This window comes from Leifsonia sp. Ger2509, assembly GCF_055231915.1.
Genome location: NZ_JBUYVB010000003.1, coordinates 380,525 through 401,065, shown reverse-complemented (window position 1 = coordinate 401,065; position 20,541 = coordinate 380,525). Strand labels below are relative to the sequence as shown.

The window sequence follows — 20,541 nt, the reverse complement described above, 5'->3', positions numbered from 1 at the left end:
TTGCAGAAGGCCACGGCCCCGGAAGGAGAATCGTGAGCTTCACCGCGCCCATCACGTTGCCAGGACTCACACTCGACCCCCAGTGGTATCGCCGCTCCGTCTTCTACGAGGTGATGATCCGCTCGTTCGTGGACAGCAACGGTGACGGCTCCGGTGACCTCCAGGGGCTCACGTCGAAGCTCGACTACCTGCAGTGGCTGGGGATCGACGCGCTCTGGATCCCGCCCTTCTTCACGTCTCCCCTGCGGGACGGCGGCTACGACGTGTCGGACTTCCGTACGATCCTTCCCGAGTTCGGAACGATCGACGAGTTCAAAGACCTGGTGACGAAGGCGCACGAGCGGAACATGCGCGTGATCATCGACCTTCCCCTGAACCACACGTCGGACCAGCACGAATGGTTCCAGCAGTCGCGCTCGGACCCGGAAGGGCCGTATGGCGACTTCTACGTCTGGAACGACACGGACGACAAGTGGCCTGACATCCGCATCATCTTCGTCGACACCGAGGACTCCAACTGGGCGTTCGATTCGGAGCGCCGTCAGTTCTATTTCCACCGCTTCTTCTCGCACCAGCCCGACCTCAACTTCGAGAACCCGGCCGTGCACGAGGCCATCTTCGACATCATCCGGTATTGGCTCGACATGGGTGTCGACGGCTTCCGGCTGGATGCGATCCCCTACCTCTACGAGTCGGACGAAGGAAACGGCGAAGGCGAGCCCCCGACGCACGAGTTCATCAAGCGGCTGCGGGCGATGGTCGACCACGACTATCCCGGGCGGGTCATGATCGCGGAGGCAAACCAGTGGCCGCGCGAGGTCGCAGCCTTCTTCGGCACCGAGGACGAGCCGGAATGCCATATGGCGTTCGACTTCCCGGTGATGCCGCGCATCTTCTACTCGCTGCGGTCGCAGCAGGCCGGTGAGCTCGTGCGGGTGCTGTCCGAGACGACGGACATCCCCGAGGGCGCCGGCTGGGGCGTGTTCCTGCGTAACCATGACGAGCTGACGCTCGAGATGGTCAGCGAGGAGTACCGGCAGGCGATGTACGGCTGGTACGCGTACGACCCGCGGATGCGCGCCAACATCGGCATCCGTCGCCGCCTGGCCCCGCTGCTCGACAACTCGCGGGCCGAGCTGGAGCTCGCGCACGCATTGCTGTTCTCCTTGCCGGGGAGCCCGTTCCTGTATTACGGCGACGAGATCGGGATGGGCGACAACATCTGGCTGCCCGACCGTGACAGCTCGCGAACCCCGATGCAGTGGACGCCGGACCGCAACGCCGGGTTCTCGACGGCGGACCCGGGGAAGATCTTCCTCCCGGTCGTGCAGTCGCTGGTCTACCACTACAACCAGATCAATGTCGAAGCGCAGCTCGCCCAGTCCCGGTCACTGCTGCACTGGATCCGGAACGTCATCCACGTGCGCAAGGCGCACCCGGTTTTCGGGCTCGGATCGATCCGTGTCCTGCAGACAGATCACGAGTCCGTTCTCGCGTTCATCCGTTCGTATGCGGGCAGCGGCACGCACTTCGGCGATCTGCCCGAAGATGTGCTCTGTGTCTTCAGCTTCGCGCACAATCCTGTCGCGGTGACGCTGGAAGCGCCGGAGTTCGCCGGTTCCCGGCTGTACGACCTGTTCGGCGGCGGCGAGTTCCCGACGGTCGCAGATGACGGGCGCTTCAGCCTGACCCTCGGGACCCAGAACTTCTACTGGCTGCACATCGAGCCGACCACGCGTGCCTGACCTGAGCGCCTCCCGCGTGTGCCGGCGGGCAGTGACAGTGGTCTCGCCTAGCCTTGGACTATGAGCAACTGGCACGAAGAACTGGGCGTATTCGATCTCGAGACCACGGGAATCGACGTCGAGACCTCCCGGATCGTGTCAGCCCATGTCGGGCTCCTGAACTCCGAGGGCGTGGTCGTCGAACGCAATGACTGGCTCGTCGATCCCGGTGTGGAGATCCCGGTGGAAGCGACGGCGGTGCACGGTATCACCACGGAGCATGCTCGCACCCGCGGACTACCCGCGGCCGAGGCAGTAGCGCAGATCGTCTTCGCCCTTCGGGCCGTGTTCGAACGGGGCACGCCCGTCGTCGCTTACAACGCGCCATACGACTTCACCCTGCTGAACCGGGAAGCGCTCCGCTACGGCATCCAGCCGCTAAGTGCGCCCGCACCGATCATCGACCCGCTCGTGATCGATAGGGCGGTCGACAAGTACCGCAAAGGCAAGCGCACCCTCGAACTGACCGCGCTGTTCTACGGCGTCGACCTGACCGACGCGCACGACGCGGGCGCCGACGCGATCGCCGCGGGCCGGGTCGCTCAGGCACTCGCCCGGGTCCACACCGAAGAGCTTGCCCTGGAGGCCGCCGAATTGCACCTCCGCCAGGTGCAGTGGTGCCAGGAGCAGGCCGAGGACTTCCAGGCCTACATGCGCCGCGAGCACAACCCGCTGTTCACCACGTCGGGCGCGTGGCCCGTCCGCTGACGCCGGGGGCCATGGGTACGCCGGCGCCATTCGGGTGCGATTGGCGTTCCCGTCCGCGTGCGCGCAGCCTGCCGTCGCCTGCGCAGCCGCCGTTCACCGGGATACCGCAGTACGCACGAAAAGGCGACCGGCCGGAGCCGGTCGCCTTTTCGATGGCAGGTGGTTACTTGCCGAAGCCCTTGTAGCGCGAGTTGAACTTCTCGACACGGCCGGCCGAGTCGAGGATGCGCTGCTTGCCCGTGTAGAACGGGTGCGACTCGGACGAGATCTCGACGTCGATCACCGGATAGGTGTTGCCGTCTTCCCACTCGATGGTCTTGTCGCTCGTCACCGTGGAACGGGTAAGGAACGTCGCACCCGAGGCCAGGTCGCGGAAAACCACCGGAGCGTACTCGGGGTGAATGTCAGTCTTCATCAGGACTTCCTTGTTACTTAGTGATTAGGGTGTCTTGCCCGCTGCGCTGCACGTGTGTCGCGCGGGGCGAGAAGCATGGTGGCTCGTGGGCCAGCTATCGAGTTTAGCAGATGGTTCAGGACTCCGCCGCGACCGACGCTCGTGCGCTGAAGCGCCCGTCGGACTCGGTGAGTTCGATGCCGAGGCCGAACGTGTCGCTCAGCTTCTCGGAGGTGATCACATTGTCGATGGTCCCCTGGGCGACGATGCCGCCGGTGCGGAGAAGGAGGGCGTTGCGGAACCCGAGCGGAATCTCCTCGACGTGATGCGTGACCATCACGATCGCGGGCGACCGCGGGTCGCTCGCGAATCCGCCGAGCAACTGCAGCAGTTCCTCGCGTCCGCCGAGGTCGAGACTGGCGGCCGGTTCGTCGAGCAGGAGGATCTCCGGGTCGGTCATGACTGCGCGCGCGATCTGGACCCGCTTCTGCTCACCGTCGCTGAGCGTTCCGAACGCCCGCTCCGCGAGGTGGCCGAGGTTCCATTCGTTGAGTACGCGGTGCGCGCGACGTTCGTCGATCTCCTCGTACTCTTCGTTCCAGCGCCCGGTGACCGCGTAGGCGGCCGTCATGACCACATCGAGCACGGTCTCGTTGCGGGGAATGCGTCGTGCCATCGCGCTCGAGGCGAACCCGATCCTGGGACGGAGCTCTGCCAGGTCGCTCTTGCCGAGCCTCTCCCCCAGCACGTCGGCCTTGCCGCTCGTGGGGTGCAATGCGGCCGCGGCGATCTGCAGGAGAGTGGTCTTTCCTGCGCCGTTCGGACCGAGGATCACCCACCGCTCGTCCGGCTCGACGGTCCAGTTCACACTGTCGAGAATCGTATTCTCGTCGCGGACGATGGACACATCAGTGAGCTTGAGAACGCTGGCCATGGTTCTAGCCTACCGGGCGTTCTCAGGCGAGAAGCGACCGGTAGATCTCTCGTGTCTGCTCGGCGATGGAGCTCCAGCTGAACGCTGTTTCGGCGCGCAGCCGGCCCGCGCTGCCCATGAGCGCAGCCCGGTCACGGTCCCCGAGCACCTCGATGAGTGCGGCCGCGAGTTCTGCCACGAACGCATCCGGATCGGTCGGCGTTCCCGTGCCGTCCTGGAGCTGGTCGATGGGCACGAGGCGACCGGTCACTCCCTCGACGATGACTTCGGGGATGCCGCCGGTGGCCGTCCCCACGACCGGCAGGCCGCAGGCCATCGCCTCGAGGTTCACGATTCCGAGCGGTTCGTAGATCGACGGGCAGACGAAAACGGTGGATGCGGTGAGTACTGCACGCAGTTCCGTCTGGCTGAGCAACCGGTCCAGCCACACGACCCCGGCGCGTTCGGCCTGGAGGGCTTCCACGCCCCGGGTGACTTCGGCCATGATCTCCGGGGTGTCAGGGGCGCCGGCGCAGAGTACGACCTGCACATCCGCGGGCAGGAGGCGCGCGGCACGCAGAAGGTACGGGAGGCCCTTCTGGCGGGTGATCCGTCCGACGAACACCACTGCCGGACGATCCGGGTCCACCCCCAGCGACCGGGCGAGGTCGTCGTCTTCCAGCGGCTTCCATCGTTCCAGGTCGATGCCGTTGTAGACGACCTTCACCTTGTCGGGGTCAAGGGCGGGGTAGCTGCGCAGCATGTCGCGTCGCATGCCGTCACTGACGGCGATGACCGCATCCGCCGACTCGAACGCCGAGCGTTCGATCCAGCTCGAGACCCGGTAGCCGCCACCCAGCTGCTCGGCCTTCCAGGGTCGCAGCGGCTCCAGGCTGTGGGCCGTGATCACGTGCGGGATACCGTGCAGCAGGGATGCGAGTTGCCCTGCCGCGTTCGCGTACCAGGTGTGCGAGTGCACGATGTCGGCACCGCCCGCGTCCTGCGCCATCCGCAGGTCGACGCCGAGCGTCGTGATCGCGCCGTTGGCGCCTGCGAGCTCCTGAGGCACGCCGTACGCGTAGGTGTCGGGTTCATCGCGCGGGGCTCCGAAGCAGCGCACGACCACCTCGGTGTCGACCCGGAGTGCTCGCACGAGCTCTGCGACGTGCACCCCAGCACCCCCGTAGATCTCCGGCGGATATTCACGGGTGAGCAGATCGACTCGCATGACCTGAACGCTAGTACAGCCGGGAGGTTGCCTCTACTCTTGACCCATGGCTGGCACAAAGATCTTCGGCATCGTCCTTGCTGGTGGCGAAGGGAAGCGGCTGATGCCCCTCACTGCCGATCGCGCCAAGCCGGCCGTGCCGTTCGGCGGGCAGTACCGATTGATCGACTTCGCGCTGTCGAACCTGATCAACTCCAACCTCCGCCAGGTCGTCGTGCTCACCCAGTACAAGTCCCACAGCCTCGACCGCCACGTGTCGCAGACCTGGCGTCTCGACGGGATGCTGAACTCGTACATCGCGTCCGTTCCGGCTCAGCAGCGGCTGGGCAAGCGCTGGTTCAGCGGCTCGGCGGACGCGATCCTGCAGAGCCTCAATCTCCTGCGCGACGAGAAGCCCGACATCGTGGTCGTCGTCGGCGCCGATCACGTCTACCGCATGGACTTCGCCCAGATGATCGATGCCCACATCGAGTCGGGTGCTCCGGCGACGGTTGCGGCGATCCGCCAGCCCATCGGTCTCGCCGACCAGTTCGGCGTGATCGAGGTCGACCCGAAGCATCCGGACCGCATCGGTGCGTTCCGTGAGAAGCCCACGGACCCTGTCGGGCTTCCGGATTCGCCGAACGAGGTGCTCGCGTCGATGGGCAACTACGTCTTCGACGCGGATGCGCTGATCGAGGCGGTCATCCGCGACGGCGACCGCCCGGACTCGAACCACGACATGGGTGGTGACATCATCCCCGACTTCGTCCACCGCGGCGAGGCCGGCGTGTACGACTTCAACCGAAACGACGTTCCGGGTTCGACCGACCGCGACCGCTACTACTGGCGGGATGTCGGGACCATCGAGTCGTTCTTCGAGGCCCACCAGGACCTCATCTCCGCGCTACCGGTGTTCAACCTCTACAACCGCTGGTGGCCGATCTTCAGCCAGCAGCTGAACTCTCCCCCGGCGAAGCTGGTCCGCGACGGCCGTGGGTCGCTCGGGGTGACGATCGACTCGATCGTGTCGCTCGGAAGCGTGATCTCCGGGGCGCATCTCGAGCGCAGCGTTCTCGGGCCGTGGGCGAAGATCGAGTCTGGCGCGCACGTCGTCGATTCCGTCGTCTTCGAGCGGGCCGTCATCGAACCGAACGCTTTCGTCGGCCGCGCTATCCTCGACAAGGATGTGGTCGTGGCCGCCGGTGCGTCCATCGGCGTCGACCCCGCTCGCGACCGCGCTCGGGGCTTCACCGTGACCGAGTCCGGCATCACCGTCGTCGGCAAGGGAGTACACGTCGTTCCATGACGCAGCGTTCCACCGCGCTCAGCGCCCCGGGCGTGCCCAGCGCCGCAACTGAACAGACCGCCGGCTCGCCCCGATTCCTCGTGGTGCTCGACGCGGATTCGACCCTCATCCACGACGAGGTGATCGAATTGCTCGCCGAGGAGGCGGGCTCCCGCACGGAGGTCGCCGAGATCACCGACCGGGCGATGCGCGGCGAACTCGATTTCGAAGCGAGCCTCCGGGAACGGGTGAAGACCCTGGCCGGGTTACGGATCGAGGTGTTCGAGCACGTGGGCGAACGGGTCCGCGTGACTGACGGCGTCTCGGACCTCGTCAGCGGTGTGCGCGCTGCTGGCGGCGCTGTCGGTGTGGTCTCGGGCGGCTTCCACGAAGTCCTCGACGGGCTGGGTCACCGGCTCGGCCTCGACCATTGGCGAGCCAACCGGCTCGAGGTCTCCGACGGAGTGCTCACCGGTGGGCTGGTCGGTGCGATCGTCGATGCGCAGGCCAAGGCGGATGCGCTCCTCGAGTGGGCGGCGGCAGCCCGCATCCCCCTGACCCGCACGATCGCAGTCGGGGACGGTGCCAACGATCTCAGGATGATGGCGGCAGCCGCTTTATCGGTCGCGTTCAACGCGAAGCCGCGTGTGCGTGCCGAAGCGAACGTCGTCGTCGACCGTCAGGACCTGTCGCAGGTGCTCGGGTTGCTCGGCCTGCGGGGCTAGCCTCGTCAGCGCAGCTGCCTCGGGACTGGCGTCGCGGGATCGCGGTGCAATCCTTTCAGCTCCAGCGTCAGTGCCCCATCCCGAGCCCGCCGTCGACGGGGATCACCGCGCCTGAGATGTAGGCGGCGTCGTCCCCTGCGACCCAGGCGACGACCTTGGCGACTTCGTTCGGCGTCGCGAAACGCCCGGCCGGGATGCTTCGCTTGTACTCCGCCTGCTGCGTCTCCGGCAGCGCGGCCGTCATGTCGGTCTCGATGAAGCCGGGCGCAACGACGTTCGCCGTGATCCCGCGCGCCCCGAGCTCTCGCGTGATCGACCTCGCCATGCCGACGAGCCCGGCCTTCGACGCGGCGTAGTTGACCTGTCCTGCGGATCCGAGGAGGCCGACCACGCTCGAGATGAGCACGATGCGGCCATAGCGCGCTTTGAGCATGTTCTTCGACGCGCGCTTGATCACACGGAAGGAGCCGCCCAGGTTCGTGTCGACGACGGTGTCGAAGTCCTCTTCGGTCATGCGCATGAGGAGGGTGTCGCGGGTGATCCCCGCGTTCGCGATGACGACCTCGACGGGGCCGAGCTTCTCCTCGACCTCGGCGAACGCGGCGTCGACGCCGGCGGTGTCCGTCACATCCGCGCGGACGGTGAGGCTTCCCTCCGGTCCCTCGCCTGAGCGGGCGGTCACGGCGACGCGGTGACCCTGCGCCAGGAACTCCTCGGCGATCGCGAAACCGATGCCGCGGTTTCCGCCGGTCACGAGCACTGTGCGTGGGGTTGTCATCCGGGATCCTCTCCTGTGTGCAGGCCGTGTGCCTGACAACGCGTACCAGTTTATGGTCTGGGTTGGACGTAGGCTTGAGGGGACGGATCGGGCCCGATTCGCGGCACCGGTAACGGACATGAAGCAGCAACAGTCGATCACGAACCTTCCGCTCTCGCCTGACGAGGAGCGACGTCGCCGGATGATCAAGTACTCGGTGGCGATGGGCATCCGTGTGCTCTGCATCATCTCGATCCTGTTCGTGCCGGGCTGGTGGGCGGTCATCCCGGCGATCGGCGCGGTGCTCCTGCCCTATTTCGCCGTGGTGATCGCCAATGTCGGGGCCGACCCCCGTCGAGTGGATGTTCAGCGACCGGGCAATATCATTCCCATGACGCCTCCGGTCTCTTCGCCGGGTGCGGATGCGGGGTCGGATGCACGTTCGGGCGCGGATGCGCGTTCGGGCGACCGAGGCGATGGCGCGGTCGACGAAGACGAAGGCGAAGACGACGAAGGCGAAGGCGGGCGGAGGGAGCATGGCACGTGATCGGGTTCGGTGAACCGGAGGCGCTGACGTGCTCGCGCGCGAACTGCCGCGAGACGGCCGTGTGGCGCATCGAGTGGCGCAACCCGAAGATCCACACGGAGGATCGTGTGAAGGTCTGGCTCGCGTGCGCGGAGCACGTTGATTTCCTGCGTGAGTTCCTCGCTGCGCGGGAGTTCCCCCTGCAGGTTGTCGCGATCGAACCGACCGGCGTGGGCGGAGCGGCTTCGTGAAGGGCTGGAGGTTCGCGTTCTCCCGCCGCTGGCTCGGGTACATCGCATTCGCGATCGTGTTCGCGATCGCCTGCGGCGGGCTCTCCGCCTGGCAGCTCGCGCGGAGCAAGGAGGCCGCGGCAGCGAACGCGCTCCTCGACGCCAACTTCAACTCGCAGCCGGTTCCGCTCCAGCAGGTGCTGCCCACCCTCACGTCGTTCTCGAGGAGCCAGGAGTGGAAGCGCGTCAGCATGACCGGCACGTATGTGACGGATGACGAACTCCTCGTCCGCAACCGGCCGCTCGACAGCACCCCAGGTTTCGAGGTCCTCACGCCGCTCCGGCTGGCCGATGGTTCCCTGTTCATCGTGGATCGCGGATGGGTCCCCACGGGGACCCGCACGGATGCGCCCGACAGCGTTCCGGCCGCCCCTGGCGGCCAGGTCACGGTCATCGCACGGCTGAAGCCGGGCGAGCCGCGACTGGATGGGCGTTCGGGTGTCGGAAACCAGGTGGCGACGATCGAGCTGCCGGACATCCGCACACGGATCGGCGGGGACGTCTACACGGCGGCATACGGACTGCTCGATTCTCAGGATCCATCCCCGGCATCCGCACCGGCATCGACGGTGACAGCCGCGCCTACCCAGGATGAGGGCCTGCACTGGTCGTACATGATCCAGTGGATCATCTTCGCGCTGATCGGATTCTTCGGACTCGGCTACGCCTTGCGTACCGAGTACCGCAAGCTCAACGAGGATGACCCGGCCGAACAGGCGCGTGCGGCCGATCGGGAACGTCGCAAGTCTCTGAGGGCGCGCACGGATGCCGAGATCGAGGACGACCTGCTCGAACGCTCCAGCTGAACGGCTAAGCCAGCGAGATCAGGTCGAGGTAGTCCTTGTTCCAGTGGTCCTCGACGCCATCGGGCATGATGAGGACCCGTTCAGGGTTGAGCGCTTCGACGGCGCCCTCGTCGTGGCTCACGAGCACGACCGCGCCTTCGTAGTGGGCCAGAGCGTCGAGGATCTCGTCGCGGCTCGCCGGGTCGAGGTTGTTCGTGGGCTCGTCGAGCAGCAGCACGTTCGCACCCGAGACGACGATCATCGCGAGCGCTAGACGGGTCTTCTCGCCGCCCGAGAGCACCCCGGCGGGCTTGTGCGAGTCGTCGCCGGTGAACAGGAACGATCCGAGCACGCGTCGCGCTTCGGTCTCGGTGAGGTTCGGCGACGACGACATCATGTTCTGCAGCACGGATGCTTTGACGTCGATGGTCTCGTGCTCCTGCGCGTAGTAGCCGATCCGCAGGCCGTGTCCGGGTTCGATCTGCCCGGTGTCCGGCCGGTCGACTCCTGCGAGCATCCGAAGGAGCGTGGTCTTGCCCGCGCCGTTCAGTCCGAGCACGACGACTTTGGAGCCGCGATCGATGGCCAGATCGACGGCTGCGAAGATCTCGAGTGATCCGTAGCTCTTCGACAGGTCGCTCGCCTGCAGCGGAGTGCGCCCACAGGGTGCCGGCGTCGGGAAGCGGAGCTTGGCGACCCGGTCGACAGAGCGCACCTCCTCGAGCCCCGCGAGAAGCTTCTCAGCGCGCGCGACCATCTGGTGCGCCGCGGCGGCCTTGGTCGCCTTGGCGCCGAACTTCGCAGCCTGGAGCTGAAGCGCGCCTGCCTTCTTCTCTGCGTTGGCGCGCTCCTTCTTGCGACGTTCCTCGTCGGCTGCGCGCTGCCGCTGGTAGTTCTTCCAGCCCATGTTGTAGATGTCGATGACCTGGCGGTTCGCATCCAGGTAGAACACACGGTTGACGGTCTCTCCGACGAGTTCGACATCGTGGCTGATCACGATGAAGCCTCCGGTGTAGCTCTTCAGGAACTCGCGCAGCCAGATGACGGAGTCCGCGTCGAGGTGGTTCGTCGGCTCGTCGAGGATCATCGTGCGGGCGTCCGAGAACAGGATGCGCGCGAGCTCGATGCGACGTCGCTGACCCCCGGAGAGGGTCTTCAGCTGCTGGTCGAGGATGCGATCGGGCAGGTTCAGGTTGCTGGCGATGGATGCGGCCTCTGCCTCCGCCGCGTAGCCGCCGAGCATGTGGAACTGCTCCTCGAGCCGCCCGTACTTCTTCATCGCGGCAGCGCTGACGGCGGGGTCGTCGCTGGCCATGTCGTGCGTGGACTGCTGCATGCCGAGCACGATGCTGCCGAGTCCGCGTGCGTCGAGGATGCGCGTGCGTGCGAGGTCTTCCGGGTTGCCCGAGCGGGGATCCTGCGGCAGGTAGCCGATCTCTTCGCTGCGGTCGACGCGTCCTCCGGTGGGAAGGCTCTCCCCTGCCAGCACCTTGGTGAGCGTCGTCTTGCCGGCGCCGTTGCGACCGACGAGCCCGATCTTGTCGCCGTCCGCAACGCGGAAGTCGACTCCTTGCATCAGAAGTCTGGCTCCTACTCTGAGCTCAAGGTCGTGCACACTGAGCACAGAAGTCGTCCATTCTTTCGTCGTGAAACCACGACAGGGGGTAGGGGTGTACCTGCAAGTATATTTCGAAGTCCCCGCACGTTCTCCGTGAGACTTCTACGGTCGACTGCATTCGGACTCCGGCCTCTGCCGGTCCGGACGTGCACGAGCGACGGAAACGCACCGGGCCCACTGCGGTCGTACCGGGCGCAGGCAGGCCATCGTCCACGCACTCGGCTGCTCGCACTCGGCTCTTCACCGAACGCGAACGATCACGGGTCAGATCGCGAAGCCGATGGCGCGCATCATGTCGCGGCCGTCGTCGGTGATCCGTTCCGGACCCCACGGCGGCATCCAGACCCAGTTGATCCGGAACGCCTCGACGATCCCGTCGAGTGATTCCGCGGTCTGCTCCTCGAGAACGTCGGTGAGCGGGCAGCCGGCACTCGTCAGGGTCATCGAGATGACGAGCGCGTTGTTCTCGTCGTCCCAGCCCAGGTCGTAGATCAGGCCGAGGTCGACGACGTTGACCCCGAGCTCGGGGTCGACCACGTCTTTCAGGGCTTCTTCGACCTGGTCGAAGAGCTCCGGGCTCAGGGTGGTGACCATATCGCCAGCCTACGCTTCCGCTGGAGCGGGCACATCGGTTTCGACGGCGGGCTCCGGCGTCTCGGTGAACCGGTCGTAGCCTTCCTCTTCGAGGCGGTCGGCCAGCTCGGGACCGCCCTCCTCAGCGACGCGGCCCGCGACGAACACGTGCACGAAGTCCGGCGTGATGTAGCGGAGGATGCGCGTGTAGTGGGTGATCAGCATGATGCCGAGACCCGTGTTCTCCTTGGCGCGGTTCACGCCTTCGGAGACGACCTTGAGGGCGTCGACGTCGAGTCCGGAGTCGGTCTCGTCGAGTACGGCGAACTTGGGCTTGAGAAGCTCGAGCTGGAGGATCTCGTTGCGCTTCTTCTCGCCGCCCGAGAATCCTTCGTTGACATTGCGCTCGGCGAAGGAGGTGTCCATGCGCAGCTTCGTCATCGTCTCGCGGACCTCTTTGACCCAGCCGCGGATGGGCGGAGCCTCGCCGTCGATCGCGGTCTTCGCGGTGCGGAGGAAGTTCTGGTTGGTGACACCCGGGATCTCGACCGGGTACTGCATTGCGAGGAACAGACCGGCGCGAGCACGCTGGTCCACGGTCATCGCCAGGACGTCTTCGCCGTCGAGTGTGATCGTGCCCTTGGTCACCTTGTACTTGGGATGCCCGGCGATCGTGTAGGCGAGCGTCGATTTGCCCGAGCCGTTAGGACCCATGATGGCGTGGATCTCGCCTTCGCGGATGGTCAGGTCGACACCGTTGAGGATGGGCTTCGTGCCCTGCTCCGTCTCGACGGTGACGTGGAGGTCGCGGATCTCAAGAACTGACATGTGCTTCTAAATCTCTTTCGTTACGGTCGGGTCGATGTAGACGTCTCCGTCGATCAGCTCGACCGGATAGACGGGAACCGGCTCGTACGCCGGCAGGTTCAGGGGTTTGCCCGTGACGAGCGAGAACTGCGAGCCGTGGGCCCAGCATTCGAGCGTCTCGTCTTCGACGAAGCCTTCGGAGAGGGAGATCTCGCCGTGCGTACAGGTGTCCCCGATCGCGTGCACCGCTCCGGACGAGTCCTTGACGATCGCGATCGGAATTGCATCGATGACGACGCGGATCGCCTGGTTCTCGACGAGCTCGTCCATCGAGCAGACCCTCGTGCCCACTACTTCTCCTCCGCGGTGAGAGCCTGTGCGCCGGCGTCCTGCGGCGGCGTGAGTGCAGTGAGCTCGGCTTCGATCGCGGCCGTGAGGCGCTCCTGCAGAGCGGGCGACCCGATCCGCTGCACGATCTCGGCGAGGAAACCCCGGACGACGAGGCGACGCGCTTCGTCTTCCGTGATGCCGCGGGACTGCAGGTAGAACAGCTGCTCGTCGTCGAACCGGCCCGTCGCACTCGCGTGACCGGCGCCGAGGATGTCCCCGGTCTCGATCTCGAGGTTGGGCACGGAGTCTGCGCGCGCGCCGTCGGTGAGCACGAGGTTCCGGTTCTGCTCGTAGGTGTCTGTGCCGACGGCCTTCGGGCCGATGAGCACGTCGCCCACCCAGACCGTGCGCGCGCCCTCGCCCTGCAGCGCTCCCTTGTAGGTGACGCGGCTGCGCGTGTGGGGTGCGTCGTGGAAGACGTAGACCTGCTGTTCGAGGTGCTGCCCAGCATCCGCGAAGTACGCGCCGAGCAGTTCGGCGTCCGAGCCGGCGCCGACGAGGTGGGCGGCCGGATTGAGCCGGACGACACTGCCGCCGAGCGTCACCGCGATGTGCTTCAGCCGCGCATCCCGCCCGACAGAGGCGAAGTGCGTGGCGACGTGGAGTGCGTCGTCATCCCATTCCTGCACGCTCACGACGGTGAGCGCTGCGGATTCGCCGAGCACGATCTCGACGTTCTCCGTCAGGTGGGCGGGCCCGGTGTTCTGGAGGATGAGCGTCGCACGGCTGAACGGTGCGGCCTCGACGATGGTGTGGGCGCCACGAGCCTTCTCGCCGAGCCCAGCGCGGGTGAGAGTGAACTCCTTATCGTCCTCACCGGTCACCGAGATCACGAGGGCCTTCTCGAAACTGGTCCACGCGTTGGCGGATGCTCGCTCCTCGGGCGAGCCGGCCACGCCGATGCGCGCGTCGTCGCGACCGACCCAGGCGATGCTCACGCCGTCGGTATCGGTCGTGGAGACATCGTAGGGCGAGCCGTCGAGCTCGCTCGAGGTCAGCTCGGCGATACGCGCGACGGGTGTGTACTTCCAGGTCGCTTCACGACCGGTGATGGCCGGGAAATCCTCGACGTTCGTCGAATGGAACCGCTCGGATCGGGTCTGGATGGGGACCAGTCCCCATCCTCCGTCGGAGTGCTTCTTGATTCCGTGCTGTTCAGATGTGGGGCCGGTGGCCGCGGTGGTGGGCGTCGGTGTTGTTGCCGTGCTCATTTAGCCGACGGATCCTTCCATGCCCATTTCGATGAGCTTGTTGAGTTCGAGTGCGTATTCCATGGGAAGCTCGCGCGCGATCGGCTCGATGAAGCCGCGCACGATCATCGCCATCGCCTCGTCTTCCGGCATTCCGCGCGACATCAGGTAGAACAACTGCTCCTCGCTCACGCGCGACACGGTCGCCTCGTGCCCAAGCTGCACGTCGTCGACACGGATGTCGATGGAGGGATAGGTGTCGGAACGCGAGATGGTGTCGACGAGGAGCGCATCGCAGCGCACGGTGTTGGCGGCGTGGTGGGCGTTCTGGTCGACACGCACTTCACCGCGGTAGCCGGCGCGGCCTCCCCCACGGGCGATCGACTTGGAGACGATCGACGACTGGGTGTACGGGGCCATGTGGATCATCTTCGCGCCGGCGTCCTGATGCTGCCCGGGACCCGCGAACGCGACCGACAGCGTCTCGCCCTTCGCGTGCTCGCCCATCAAGTAGATCGACGGGTACTTCATGGTGACCTTGGACCCGATGTTTCCGTCGATCCACTCCATGGTCGCGCCTTCGGCAGCCGTCGCACGCTTCGTGACCAGGTTGTAGACGTTGTTCGACCAGTTCTGGATCGTGGTGTAGCGCACGCGGGCGTTCTTCTTCACGATGATCTCGACGACGGCGGAGTGCAGGGAGTCCGACTTGTAGATCGGGGCCGTGCAGCCCTCGATGTAGTGCACATAGCTGCCCTCGTCGGCGATGATCAGCGTGCGCTCGAACTGGCCCATGTTCTCGGTGTTGATGCGGAAGTAGGCCTGGAGCGGAATGTCGACGTGCACTCCGGGCGGCACATAGACGAACGAGCCACCGGACCACACGGCGGAGTTCAGCGCGGCGAACTTGTTGTCGCCGCTCGGGATGACCGTGCCGAAGTACTCCTCGAAGAACTCGGGGTGCTCGCGGAGGGCCGTGTCGGTGTCCATGAAGATCACGCCCTGGGCTTCGAGCTCCGCGTTGATCTGGTGGTAGACCACCTCCGACTCGTACTGGGCAGCGACGCCGGCGACGAGACGCTGCCGCTCGGCCTCGGGGATGCCGAGCTTCTCGTAGGTGTTCTTGATGTCATCGGGCAGGTCTTCCCAGGTCTGGGCCTGCTTCTCGGTCGACCGCACGAAGTATTTGATGTTGTCGAAGTCGATCTCCGACAGGTCCGCGCCCCAGGTGGGCATCGGCTTGCGTTCGAAGAGCTGGAGAGCCTTGAGGCGGCGCTGCAGCATCCACTCCGGCTCGTTCTTGAGGTGCGAGATGTCGGCGACCACCTCCGGCGAGATCCCACGGCGGGCGGATGCGCCTGCAACGTCGGAATCGGCCCAGCCGAACTCGTACTGCCCGAGGCTGTTGAGTTCGGGGCGGTCGATCAGGATGTCTGACATTTCTACCTCGTTTCCTACCACACGTAACCGGCTGTCATTCCGGCTCATTCCCCACCTCGACGACATGCGTCGCTTCGGCGGTTCACGATTGTGCGAGTGGCTGGTGTGCGTACCTAAAATATTCGAGGACACGGGCGACGCTGCCCCGGCGCCTGAGGGCGCGCGTCACGAACACTTCATTCTACAGGCAGGCTCACAGCAGACGTCGAAGTGTCACCGAATTGACAGTGAGGGCTCTGCTTCGGCACGTGCGATCGAGACGGTCGGAAAGAGCCCGGGGTTGACGTCGAGCACGACCCGCAGGACGCCCACCCAGACGAGAGCCGCACCGAGCAGGTGCAGGGCGACCAGCGCATCCGGCAGGCCGGTCACAGACTGGACGACGCCGATCCCGGCCTGCAGGAGCAGCACGACGATGAACGTGAATGTGCGGCGGCGGGCGAGCCGCGCGTCGGGGATGCGAGCCAGAACGGCGAGGAGTGTGATAGCGAGTGCCAGTGTCGCCGTGCCGAGAACGGCGTGCACGATCGTGATGTTCAACCAGTCGAACGTCATCCGCGGAACCTCGGCCGAGTCGCCGGAATGCGGCCCGGAACCCGACACGAGCGTGCCGACGAGGATCAGCAGGAGCGTGACGGCGAGAAGCGTGTAGCTGAGCACGCGTGCGTAGCGAGGAATCGACACCGTTGCGGTCTCGCTCAGGTGGGCGCGATGCCAGGTGAGCGCGGTCGTGGTCAGGAGGGCGATGGCCATGACGAAATGGAAGGCGACGATATACGGGTTGAGGGCGGTCAAGACGGTGATTCCCCCGGCGATCGCGTTCGCGACGACGAGCCAGAACTGCGACCATGCCAGGCGGGTCATGGTGCGGTTGCGCGGCTTCTGCAGCCTGGCGGCAATGATGACCCACGCAACGGCTGCGCAGAGAACGCCCGTCATCATCCGGTTCGAGAACTCGATGATCGCGTGGATGCCGAGGGCCGGCGTCGGTGTCAGCGATCCGACTTCGCAGCTCGGCCACGTCGGGCAGCCGAGCCCTGAGCCGGTGACACGCACGACTCCCCCGCTGAACACGATGATGATGCTGACGACCAGCGCCGCGGTGGTCGCCCACCGAAGCGATCGCGGTCCGAGGGTGTAGCGCGCGGCCAGGTAAGCGAGCGGGGTTTGCACACTCCATCGTAACCGGCCGCCACCTGGCCGATTCCCGTGATCGCAGTCGTCAGGCGTGCCTGCCGGACGCGGGCGACGCCACCAGCACGCCCAGCCACGCCGGCCGCTGCTCTCCACGGAATTCGGTGGTGCGTCCGACGCCCGGCTCGATCACGAATCCGAGCGAGGTCGCGATCCGCATGCTCGCGACGTTGCCGATGAGCCCCTCCCAGCGCAGGCGCGTGTATCCGGGCCCGGCCGGGCTCAGTGCGTAGTCGACGACCCCGGCCGCGGCTTCCTTCATGTAGCCGTGCCCACGCGAGGGCATTCCCAGCCAGCATCCGATCGATGCGGAGCGTTCCGCGACGTCACGACGGAGTTCGATTGCGCCGATGAGGGCAGGGTCGGCAGACGTGCGGATCGCCCAGGTCTCGTACGCCCCGCTCGCGAGTCCGTGCGGCACATAGCTGTCGACGAAGAACTCGGCGTTCGACCGCTCGTACGGGGACGGCAGCGGAACCCAGCGATGGATCTCGGGGTCCTGGCACAATTCGAGGATCGTGTCGACGTCGGACCGCTCGGGGGCGTCGAGAACCAGCCGCTCCGTGCGAAGCGTGACCGTCATGCGCCAAGACTACGGTCCGGCGAGGGAACACGACCAGCCCTGCGGGCCGGGACGGCTCAGAACGGCAGCAGCGGGTCGATCGCGATCGCCAGGAAGAGCAGCGTCAGGTAGGCGATCGAGCCGTGGAACACGCGCATCGGCGAGACGACCTCGTGCCGGATCGCGAGACTGTAGAGGCGGTGCGATTCGTAGATGAACCAGCCGCCGGTGCCGACGGCGACAGCGGTGTACAGGACGCCCATGTGCGCCACAGGGATGAGGAGCAGGGAGCAGGCGACCGTGGCCCACGCGTAGAGGATCACCTGGAGCCCGACGACCGCGCGGCCGCGGACGACCGCGAGCATGGGCACGCCTGCGGACTTGTAGTCGTCGCGGTACTTCATGGACAGCGGCCAGTAGTGCGGTGGTGTCCACAGGAAGATGATGAAGAACAGGATGAACGGTGCCCAGGCGAGCGACCCGGTCACGGCGGCCCAGCCGATGAGCACGGGCATGCAGCCCGCGACGCCGCCCCAGACGATGTTCTGCGGGGTCCGGCGCTTCAGGATGAGCGTGTAGAAGACGACGTACAGCAGGATCGCGACGAGGGACAGTGCGGCGGCCAGCCAGTTGGCGAGGAAGCCGAGCACGAGGATGGAGGCCACGCCGAGGCCCCAGGCGAAGACGAGTGCTTCACGGTCCGAGAGCTCCCCGGTGACCAGCGGACGGTTCTTGGTGCGGTTCATCACGCGGTCGATGTCGCGATCGAAGTAGCAGTTGAAGGCGCCGGCAGCCCCAGCGCTCATCGCCCCGCCGAGGACGGTGGCGAGCACCAGCAGCAGGTTGGGGATGCCGTTCTGGGCGAGGATCATGGTCGGGACGGTGACGACGAGCAGCAGTTCGACCACGCGGGGCTTCGTAAGGGCGAGATAGGCCTGGAGCTTGCGCCGTGCGCCGATTCGACCCGGGTCTACTCGGCTCTCTACAGCGACGTCCATTGCTCCTCTAACGCTCGAATCCCCACACGATTCTATGGCATCGTCGTCGCGCGGCCGACCCGAGTGGCGCACGTACGTTACGGGAACATGTCACGTTTCGCGCGTGTTACCTATACTTGGAGATGCTCGCCAGCCGAAGCGCCTTCACCCCCGGTCCTCTTTGTAGGTCTCGCACGGGTGCACGCGTCAGGTGCCGAAGACGTCCGCGGCGCGCACTACCTCAATCGGTGCGGGACATGACGGCCCGTCACCCTCTCTACGAAGGGTCAGTTTTCACGTGGCAGCTCTGCAATGGGATCCCATCGACAACAAGGCGGTAGACACCGCGCGCGTCCTCGCAGCGGATGCGGTTGAGAAAGTCGGCAACGGGCATCCCGGCACCGCCATGAGCCTGGCGCCGGCCGCCTACCTGCTGTTCCAGAAGGTGATGAAGCGCGACCCGCAGGACCACGACTGGCTCGGGCGCGACCGGTTCATCCTCTCCGCGGGTCACAGCTCGCTGACCCAGTACATCCAGCTCTACTTCGCCGGCGACGGGCTGAAGCTCACCGACCTCGAGGCGCTTCGCACCTGGGGCTCGCTGACGCCGGGCCACCCGGAGTACGGCCACACCGACGGCGTTGAGATCACGACCGGCCCGCTCGGCCAGGGCATCTCGTCCGCGGTCGGCTTCGCGTACGCCAGCCGCTTCGAGCGCGGTCTGTTCGATCCCGAGGCGGAGCCCGGCACCAGCCCGTTCGACCACTTCGTCTACGTGATCGCCGGTGACGGCGACCTGCAGGAAGGCGTGAGCTCCGAGGCGTCGTCGCTCGCCGGCCACCAGGAGCTCGGCAACCTCATCGCGATCTACGACAGCAACCAGATCTCGATCGAGGACGACACGAACATCGCGTTCACCGAGGACGTGAAGGCGCGCTACGAGGCGTACCACTGGCATGTCCAGGTCGTCGACTGGAAGAAGTCCGGCGTCTACAGCGAAGACGTCGTCGCACTCCACGACGCGATCCTCGCCGCCCAGGCGGTCACCGACAAGCCCTCTCTGATCATCCTGAAGACGATCATCGGCTGGCCGAGCCCGAAGAAGCAGAACACCGGAAAGATCCACGGTTCGGCGCTGGGCGCGGACGAACTGGCCGCCGTCAAGAAGGTCCTCGGGTTCGACCCCGAGAAGACGTTCGACGTCGACCCCGAGGTCATCGAGCACACGCGCAAGGCGGTCGATCGCGGTCTCGCGGCGCATGCCGAATGGGATGTGGCGTTCGAGGCCTGGGCGGATGCCAACCCCGAGCGCAAGGCACTGCTCGAGCGGCTGCTGAAGGGCGAGCTGCCCGAGGGTGTCGAAGCCGCGCTTCCGGTGTTCGAGGCCGGCAAGGACGTCTCGACGCGTGCAGCGAGCGGCAAGGTCATCAACGCGATCGCGCCGCTGATGCCCGAGCTGTGGGGCGGTTCGGCCGACCTCGCGGAGTCCAACAACACCACCATCGAAGGCGCGGCCTCGTTCGTCCCGGCCGAGCGCTCCACGCATGAGTGGACGGGCAACCCGTACGGCCGGGTGCTGCACTTCGGCATTCGCGAGCACGCGATGGCGGCGATCATCAACGGCATCGTGCTGCACGGCCCCACCCGCGTGTTCGGCGGCACGTTCCTGATCTTCAGCGACTACATGCGGCCGGCCGTCCGGCTGTCGGCGCTCATGCGCGTGCCGTCGATCTTCGTCTGGACCCACGACTCCGTCGCGCTCGGCGAAGACGGACCGACCCACCAGCCGATCGAGCAGCTCGCGACCCTGCGCGCCATCCCGCACCTCGACGTCGTCCGTCCCGGCGACGCGAACGAGGTCGCCTGGGCCTGGAAGACGATCCTCGAACGCCGCCAGGGTCCGGCAGGCATCGCGCTCACCCGCCAGAACATCCCGGTCTTCGCCCGTGGCGAAGGAGACGCGACCGGTGACACCTTCGCTTCGGCGAAGAACGTCGCCAAGGGCGCATACGTCCTTGCGGAGGCGCCCGGCGGCACGCCCGACGTGATCTTCATCGCGACCGGCTCCGAGGTGCAGATCGCGGTGGATGCGCGCGAGGCGCTCCGCGCCGAGGGCATCAACGCCCGCGTCGTCTCCGCTCCCAGCCTCGAATGGTTCGAAGAGCAGAGCGACGAGTACCGCGCATCCGTCCTCCCGGCGTCCGTCAAGGCGCGCGTCTCCATCGAGGCCGGTCTCGACCTCACGTGGCGCAAGTACGTCGGCGACCACGGTCGGAGCGTGTCGATCGAGCACTTCGGCGCATCCGCCGACTACAAGACCCTGTTCCGCGAGTTCGGCATGACGACCGAGCACGCCGTCGCGGCAGCCAAGGAATCGCTCGGGTCCCTCTGAGGCCCGGCCAGAACGTCACAC

At 66.2% G+C, this 20,541-nt stretch carries 21 protein-coding genes; 8 read left to right on the top strand and 13 right to left on the bottom strand.

Features of this window, described 5'->3' with window-relative positions; translation table 11 throughout:
• The first annotated feature begins 32 nt into the window (after positions 1 to 32).
• Together treS and ACV7NN_RS02155 are read left to right on the top strand one after the other, a co-directional pair.
• Positions 33 to 1,745, top strand: coding sequence for a maltose alpha-D-glucosyltransferase (gene treS / locus ACV7NN_RS02160; protein WP_463347945.1), 1,713 nt, complete (start codon positions 33 to 35; stop codon positions 1,743 to 1,745).
• 60 nt (positions 1,746 to 1,805) lie between these two features.
• A complete protein-coding gene (locus ACV7NN_RS02155) occupies positions 1,806 to 2,492 on the top strand; it encodes an exonuclease domain-containing protein (RefSeq protein WP_463347944.1) in 687 nt (228 codons plus the stop codon).
• Positions 2,493 to 2,655: 163 nt separating this feature from the next.
• On the opposite strand, the gene ACV7NN_RS02150 is transcribed toward ACV7NN_RS02155, so the two are convergent.
• The 3 genes from ACV7NN_RS02150 to glgA form a co-directional block, all read right to left on the bottom strand.
• Positions 2,656 to 2,907 (bottom strand): type B 50S ribosomal protein L31, encoded by a 252-nt coding sequence (locus tag ACV7NN_RS02150; protein WP_345764731.1) that lies wholly within the window; start codon positions 2,905 to 2,907, stop codon positions 2,656 to 2,658.
• A gap of 115 nt (positions 2,908 to 3,022) precedes the next feature.
• A complete protein-coding gene (locus tag ACV7NN_RS02145; RefSeq protein ID WP_463347943.1) occupies positions 3,023 to 3,820 on the bottom strand; it encodes an ABC transporter ATP-binding protein in 798 nt (265 codons plus the stop codon).
• A 22-nt stretch (positions 3,821 to 3,842) separates the two neighbouring features.
• Positions 3,843 to 5,027, bottom strand: coding sequence for a glycogen synthase (gene glgA, locus ACV7NN_RS02140; RefSeq protein ID WP_463347942.1), 1,185 nt, complete (start codon positions 5,025 to 5,027; stop codon positions 3,843 to 3,845).
• A 46-nt stretch (positions 5,028 to 5,073) separates the two neighbouring features.
• Between glgA and ACV7NN_RS02135 the strand changes: the two genes are divergently transcribed.
• Both ACV7NN_RS02135 and serB read left to right on the top strand, forming a co-directional pair.
• On the top strand, positions 5,074 to 6,315 hold the full coding sequence (locus tag ACV7NN_RS02135; RefSeq protein ID WP_463347941.1) for a glucose-1-phosphate adenylyltransferase: 1,242 nt from the start codon (positions 5,074 to 5,076) through the stop codon (positions 6,313 to 6,315).
• Positions 6,312 to 7,019, top strand: coding sequence for a phosphoserine phosphatase SerB (serB, locus tag ACV7NN_RS02130; RefSeq protein WP_463347940.1), 708 nt, complete (start codon positions 6,312 to 6,314; stop codon positions 7,017 to 7,019). The genes ACV7NN_RS02135 and serB overlap by 4 nt, the downstream gene beginning before the upstream one ends.
• A 67-nt stretch (positions 7,020 to 7,086) precedes the next feature.
• Here the strand turns inward: serB and fabG are convergent, their stop codons facing one another.
• Positions 7,087 to 7,797 (bottom strand): 3-oxoacyl-ACP reductase FabG, encoded by a 711-nt coding sequence (fabG, locus tag ACV7NN_RS02125; protein ID WP_463347939.1) that lies wholly within the window; start codon positions 7,795 to 7,797, stop codon positions 7,087 to 7,089.
• A 118-nt stretch (positions 7,798 to 7,915) separates the two neighbouring features.
• Here fabG and ACV7NN_RS02120 point away from each other — a divergent pair, with 118 nt between their 5' ends.
• The 3 genes from ACV7NN_RS02120 to ACV7NN_RS02110 are packed head-to-tail and all read left to right on the top strand — an operon-like array spanning position 7,916 to position 9,398.
• A complete protein-coding gene (locus ACV7NN_RS02120; RefSeq protein ID WP_463347938.1) occupies positions 7,916 to 8,323 on the top strand; it encodes a DUF3099 domain-containing protein in 408 nt (135 codons plus the stop codon).
• Positions 8,320 to 8,553 carry a hypothetical protein gene (locus ACV7NN_RS02115; protein WP_463347937.1) on the top strand — a complete coding sequence of 78 codons (234 nt, stop codon included), beginning with the start codon at positions 8,320 to 8,322 and terminating at the stop codon, positions 8,551 to 8,553. Before ACV7NN_RS02120 ends, ACV7NN_RS02115 begins: the two co-directional genes overlap by 4 nt.
• Positions 8,550 to 9,398 (top strand): SURF1 family cytochrome oxidase biogenesis protein, encoded by an 849-nt coding sequence (locus tag ACV7NN_RS02110; protein WP_463347936.1) that lies wholly within the window; start codon positions 8,550 to 8,552, stop codon positions 9,396 to 9,398. Before ACV7NN_RS02115 ends, ACV7NN_RS02110 begins: the two co-directional genes overlap by 4 nt.
• Before the next feature lie 4 nt (positions 9,399 to 9,402).
• On the opposite strand, the gene ACV7NN_RS02105 is transcribed toward ACV7NN_RS02110, so the two are convergent.
• From ACV7NN_RS02105 to ACV7NN_RS02065, 9 genes are all read right to left on the bottom strand, one after another.
• A complete protein-coding gene (locus ACV7NN_RS02105; protein WP_463347935.1) occupies positions 9,403 to 11,001 on the bottom strand; it encodes an ABC-F family ATP-binding cassette domain-containing protein in 1,599 nt (532 codons plus the stop codon).
• 258 nt (positions 11,002 to 11,259) lie between these two features.
• Positions 11,260 to 11,589 (bottom strand): metal-sulfur cluster assembly factor, encoded by a 330-nt coding sequence (locus tag ACV7NN_RS02100; protein ID WP_463347934.1) that lies wholly within the window; start codon positions 11,587 to 11,589, stop codon positions 11,260 to 11,262.
• A 9-nt stretch (positions 11,590 to 11,598) separates the two neighbouring features.
• Positions 11,599 to 12,396 (bottom strand): Fe-S cluster assembly ATPase SufC, encoded by a 798-nt coding sequence (gene sufC / locus ACV7NN_RS02095; protein ID WP_463347933.1) that lies wholly within the window; start codon positions 12,394 to 12,396, stop codon positions 11,599 to 11,601.
• Positions 12,397 to 12,402: 6 nt separating this feature from the next.
• Positions 12,403 to 12,705, bottom strand: a complete 303-nt coding sequence (locus ACV7NN_RS02090; protein WP_463351215.1) for a non-heme iron oxygenase ferredoxin subunit — start codon at positions 12,703 to 12,705, stop codon at positions 12,403 to 12,405.
• Between the two features lie 20 nt (positions 12,706 to 12,725).
• On the bottom strand, positions 12,726 to 13,976 hold the full coding sequence (sufD, locus tag ACV7NN_RS02085) for a Fe-S cluster assembly protein SufD (RefSeq protein ID WP_463347932.1): 1,251 nt from the start codon (positions 13,974 to 13,976) through the stop codon (positions 12,726 to 12,728).
• On the bottom strand, positions 13,977 to 15,395 hold the full coding sequence (sufB, locus tag ACV7NN_RS02080; RefSeq protein WP_463347931.1) for a Fe-S cluster assembly protein SufB: 1,419 nt from the start codon (positions 15,393 to 15,395) through the stop codon (positions 13,977 to 13,979).
• A gap of 213 nt (positions 15,396 to 15,608) precedes the next feature.
• Positions 15,609 to 16,568, bottom strand: coding sequence for a COX15/CtaA family protein (locus ACV7NN_RS02075; protein ID WP_463347930.1), 960 nt, complete (start codon positions 16,566 to 16,568; stop codon positions 15,609 to 15,611).
• A 49-nt stretch (positions 16,569 to 16,617) separates the two neighbouring features.
• The gene (locus ACV7NN_RS02070) at positions 16,618 to 17,172 is read right to left on the bottom strand and encodes a GNAT family N-acetyltransferase (RefSeq protein WP_463347929.1); all 555 of its coding nucleotides are present in this window, start codon (positions 17,170 to 17,172) and stop codon (positions 16,618 to 16,620) included.
• Positions 17,173 to 17,228: 56 nt separating this feature from the next.
• Positions 17,229 to 18,149 (bottom strand): heme o synthase, encoded by a 921-nt coding sequence (locus ACV7NN_RS02065; RefSeq protein WP_463347928.1) that lies wholly within the window; start codon positions 18,147 to 18,149, stop codon positions 17,229 to 17,231.
• Between the two features lie 277 nt (positions 18,150 to 18,426).
• On the opposite strand from ACV7NN_RS02065, the gene tkt reads away from it, so the two are divergent.
• Positions 18,427 to 20,520 carry a transketolase gene (tkt, locus tag ACV7NN_RS02060; protein WP_463347927.1) on the top strand — a complete coding sequence of 698 codons (2,094 nt, stop codon included), beginning with the start codon at positions 18,427 to 18,429 and terminating at the stop codon, positions 20,518 to 20,520.
• Positions 20,521 to 20,541 lie beyond the last annotated feature (21 nt).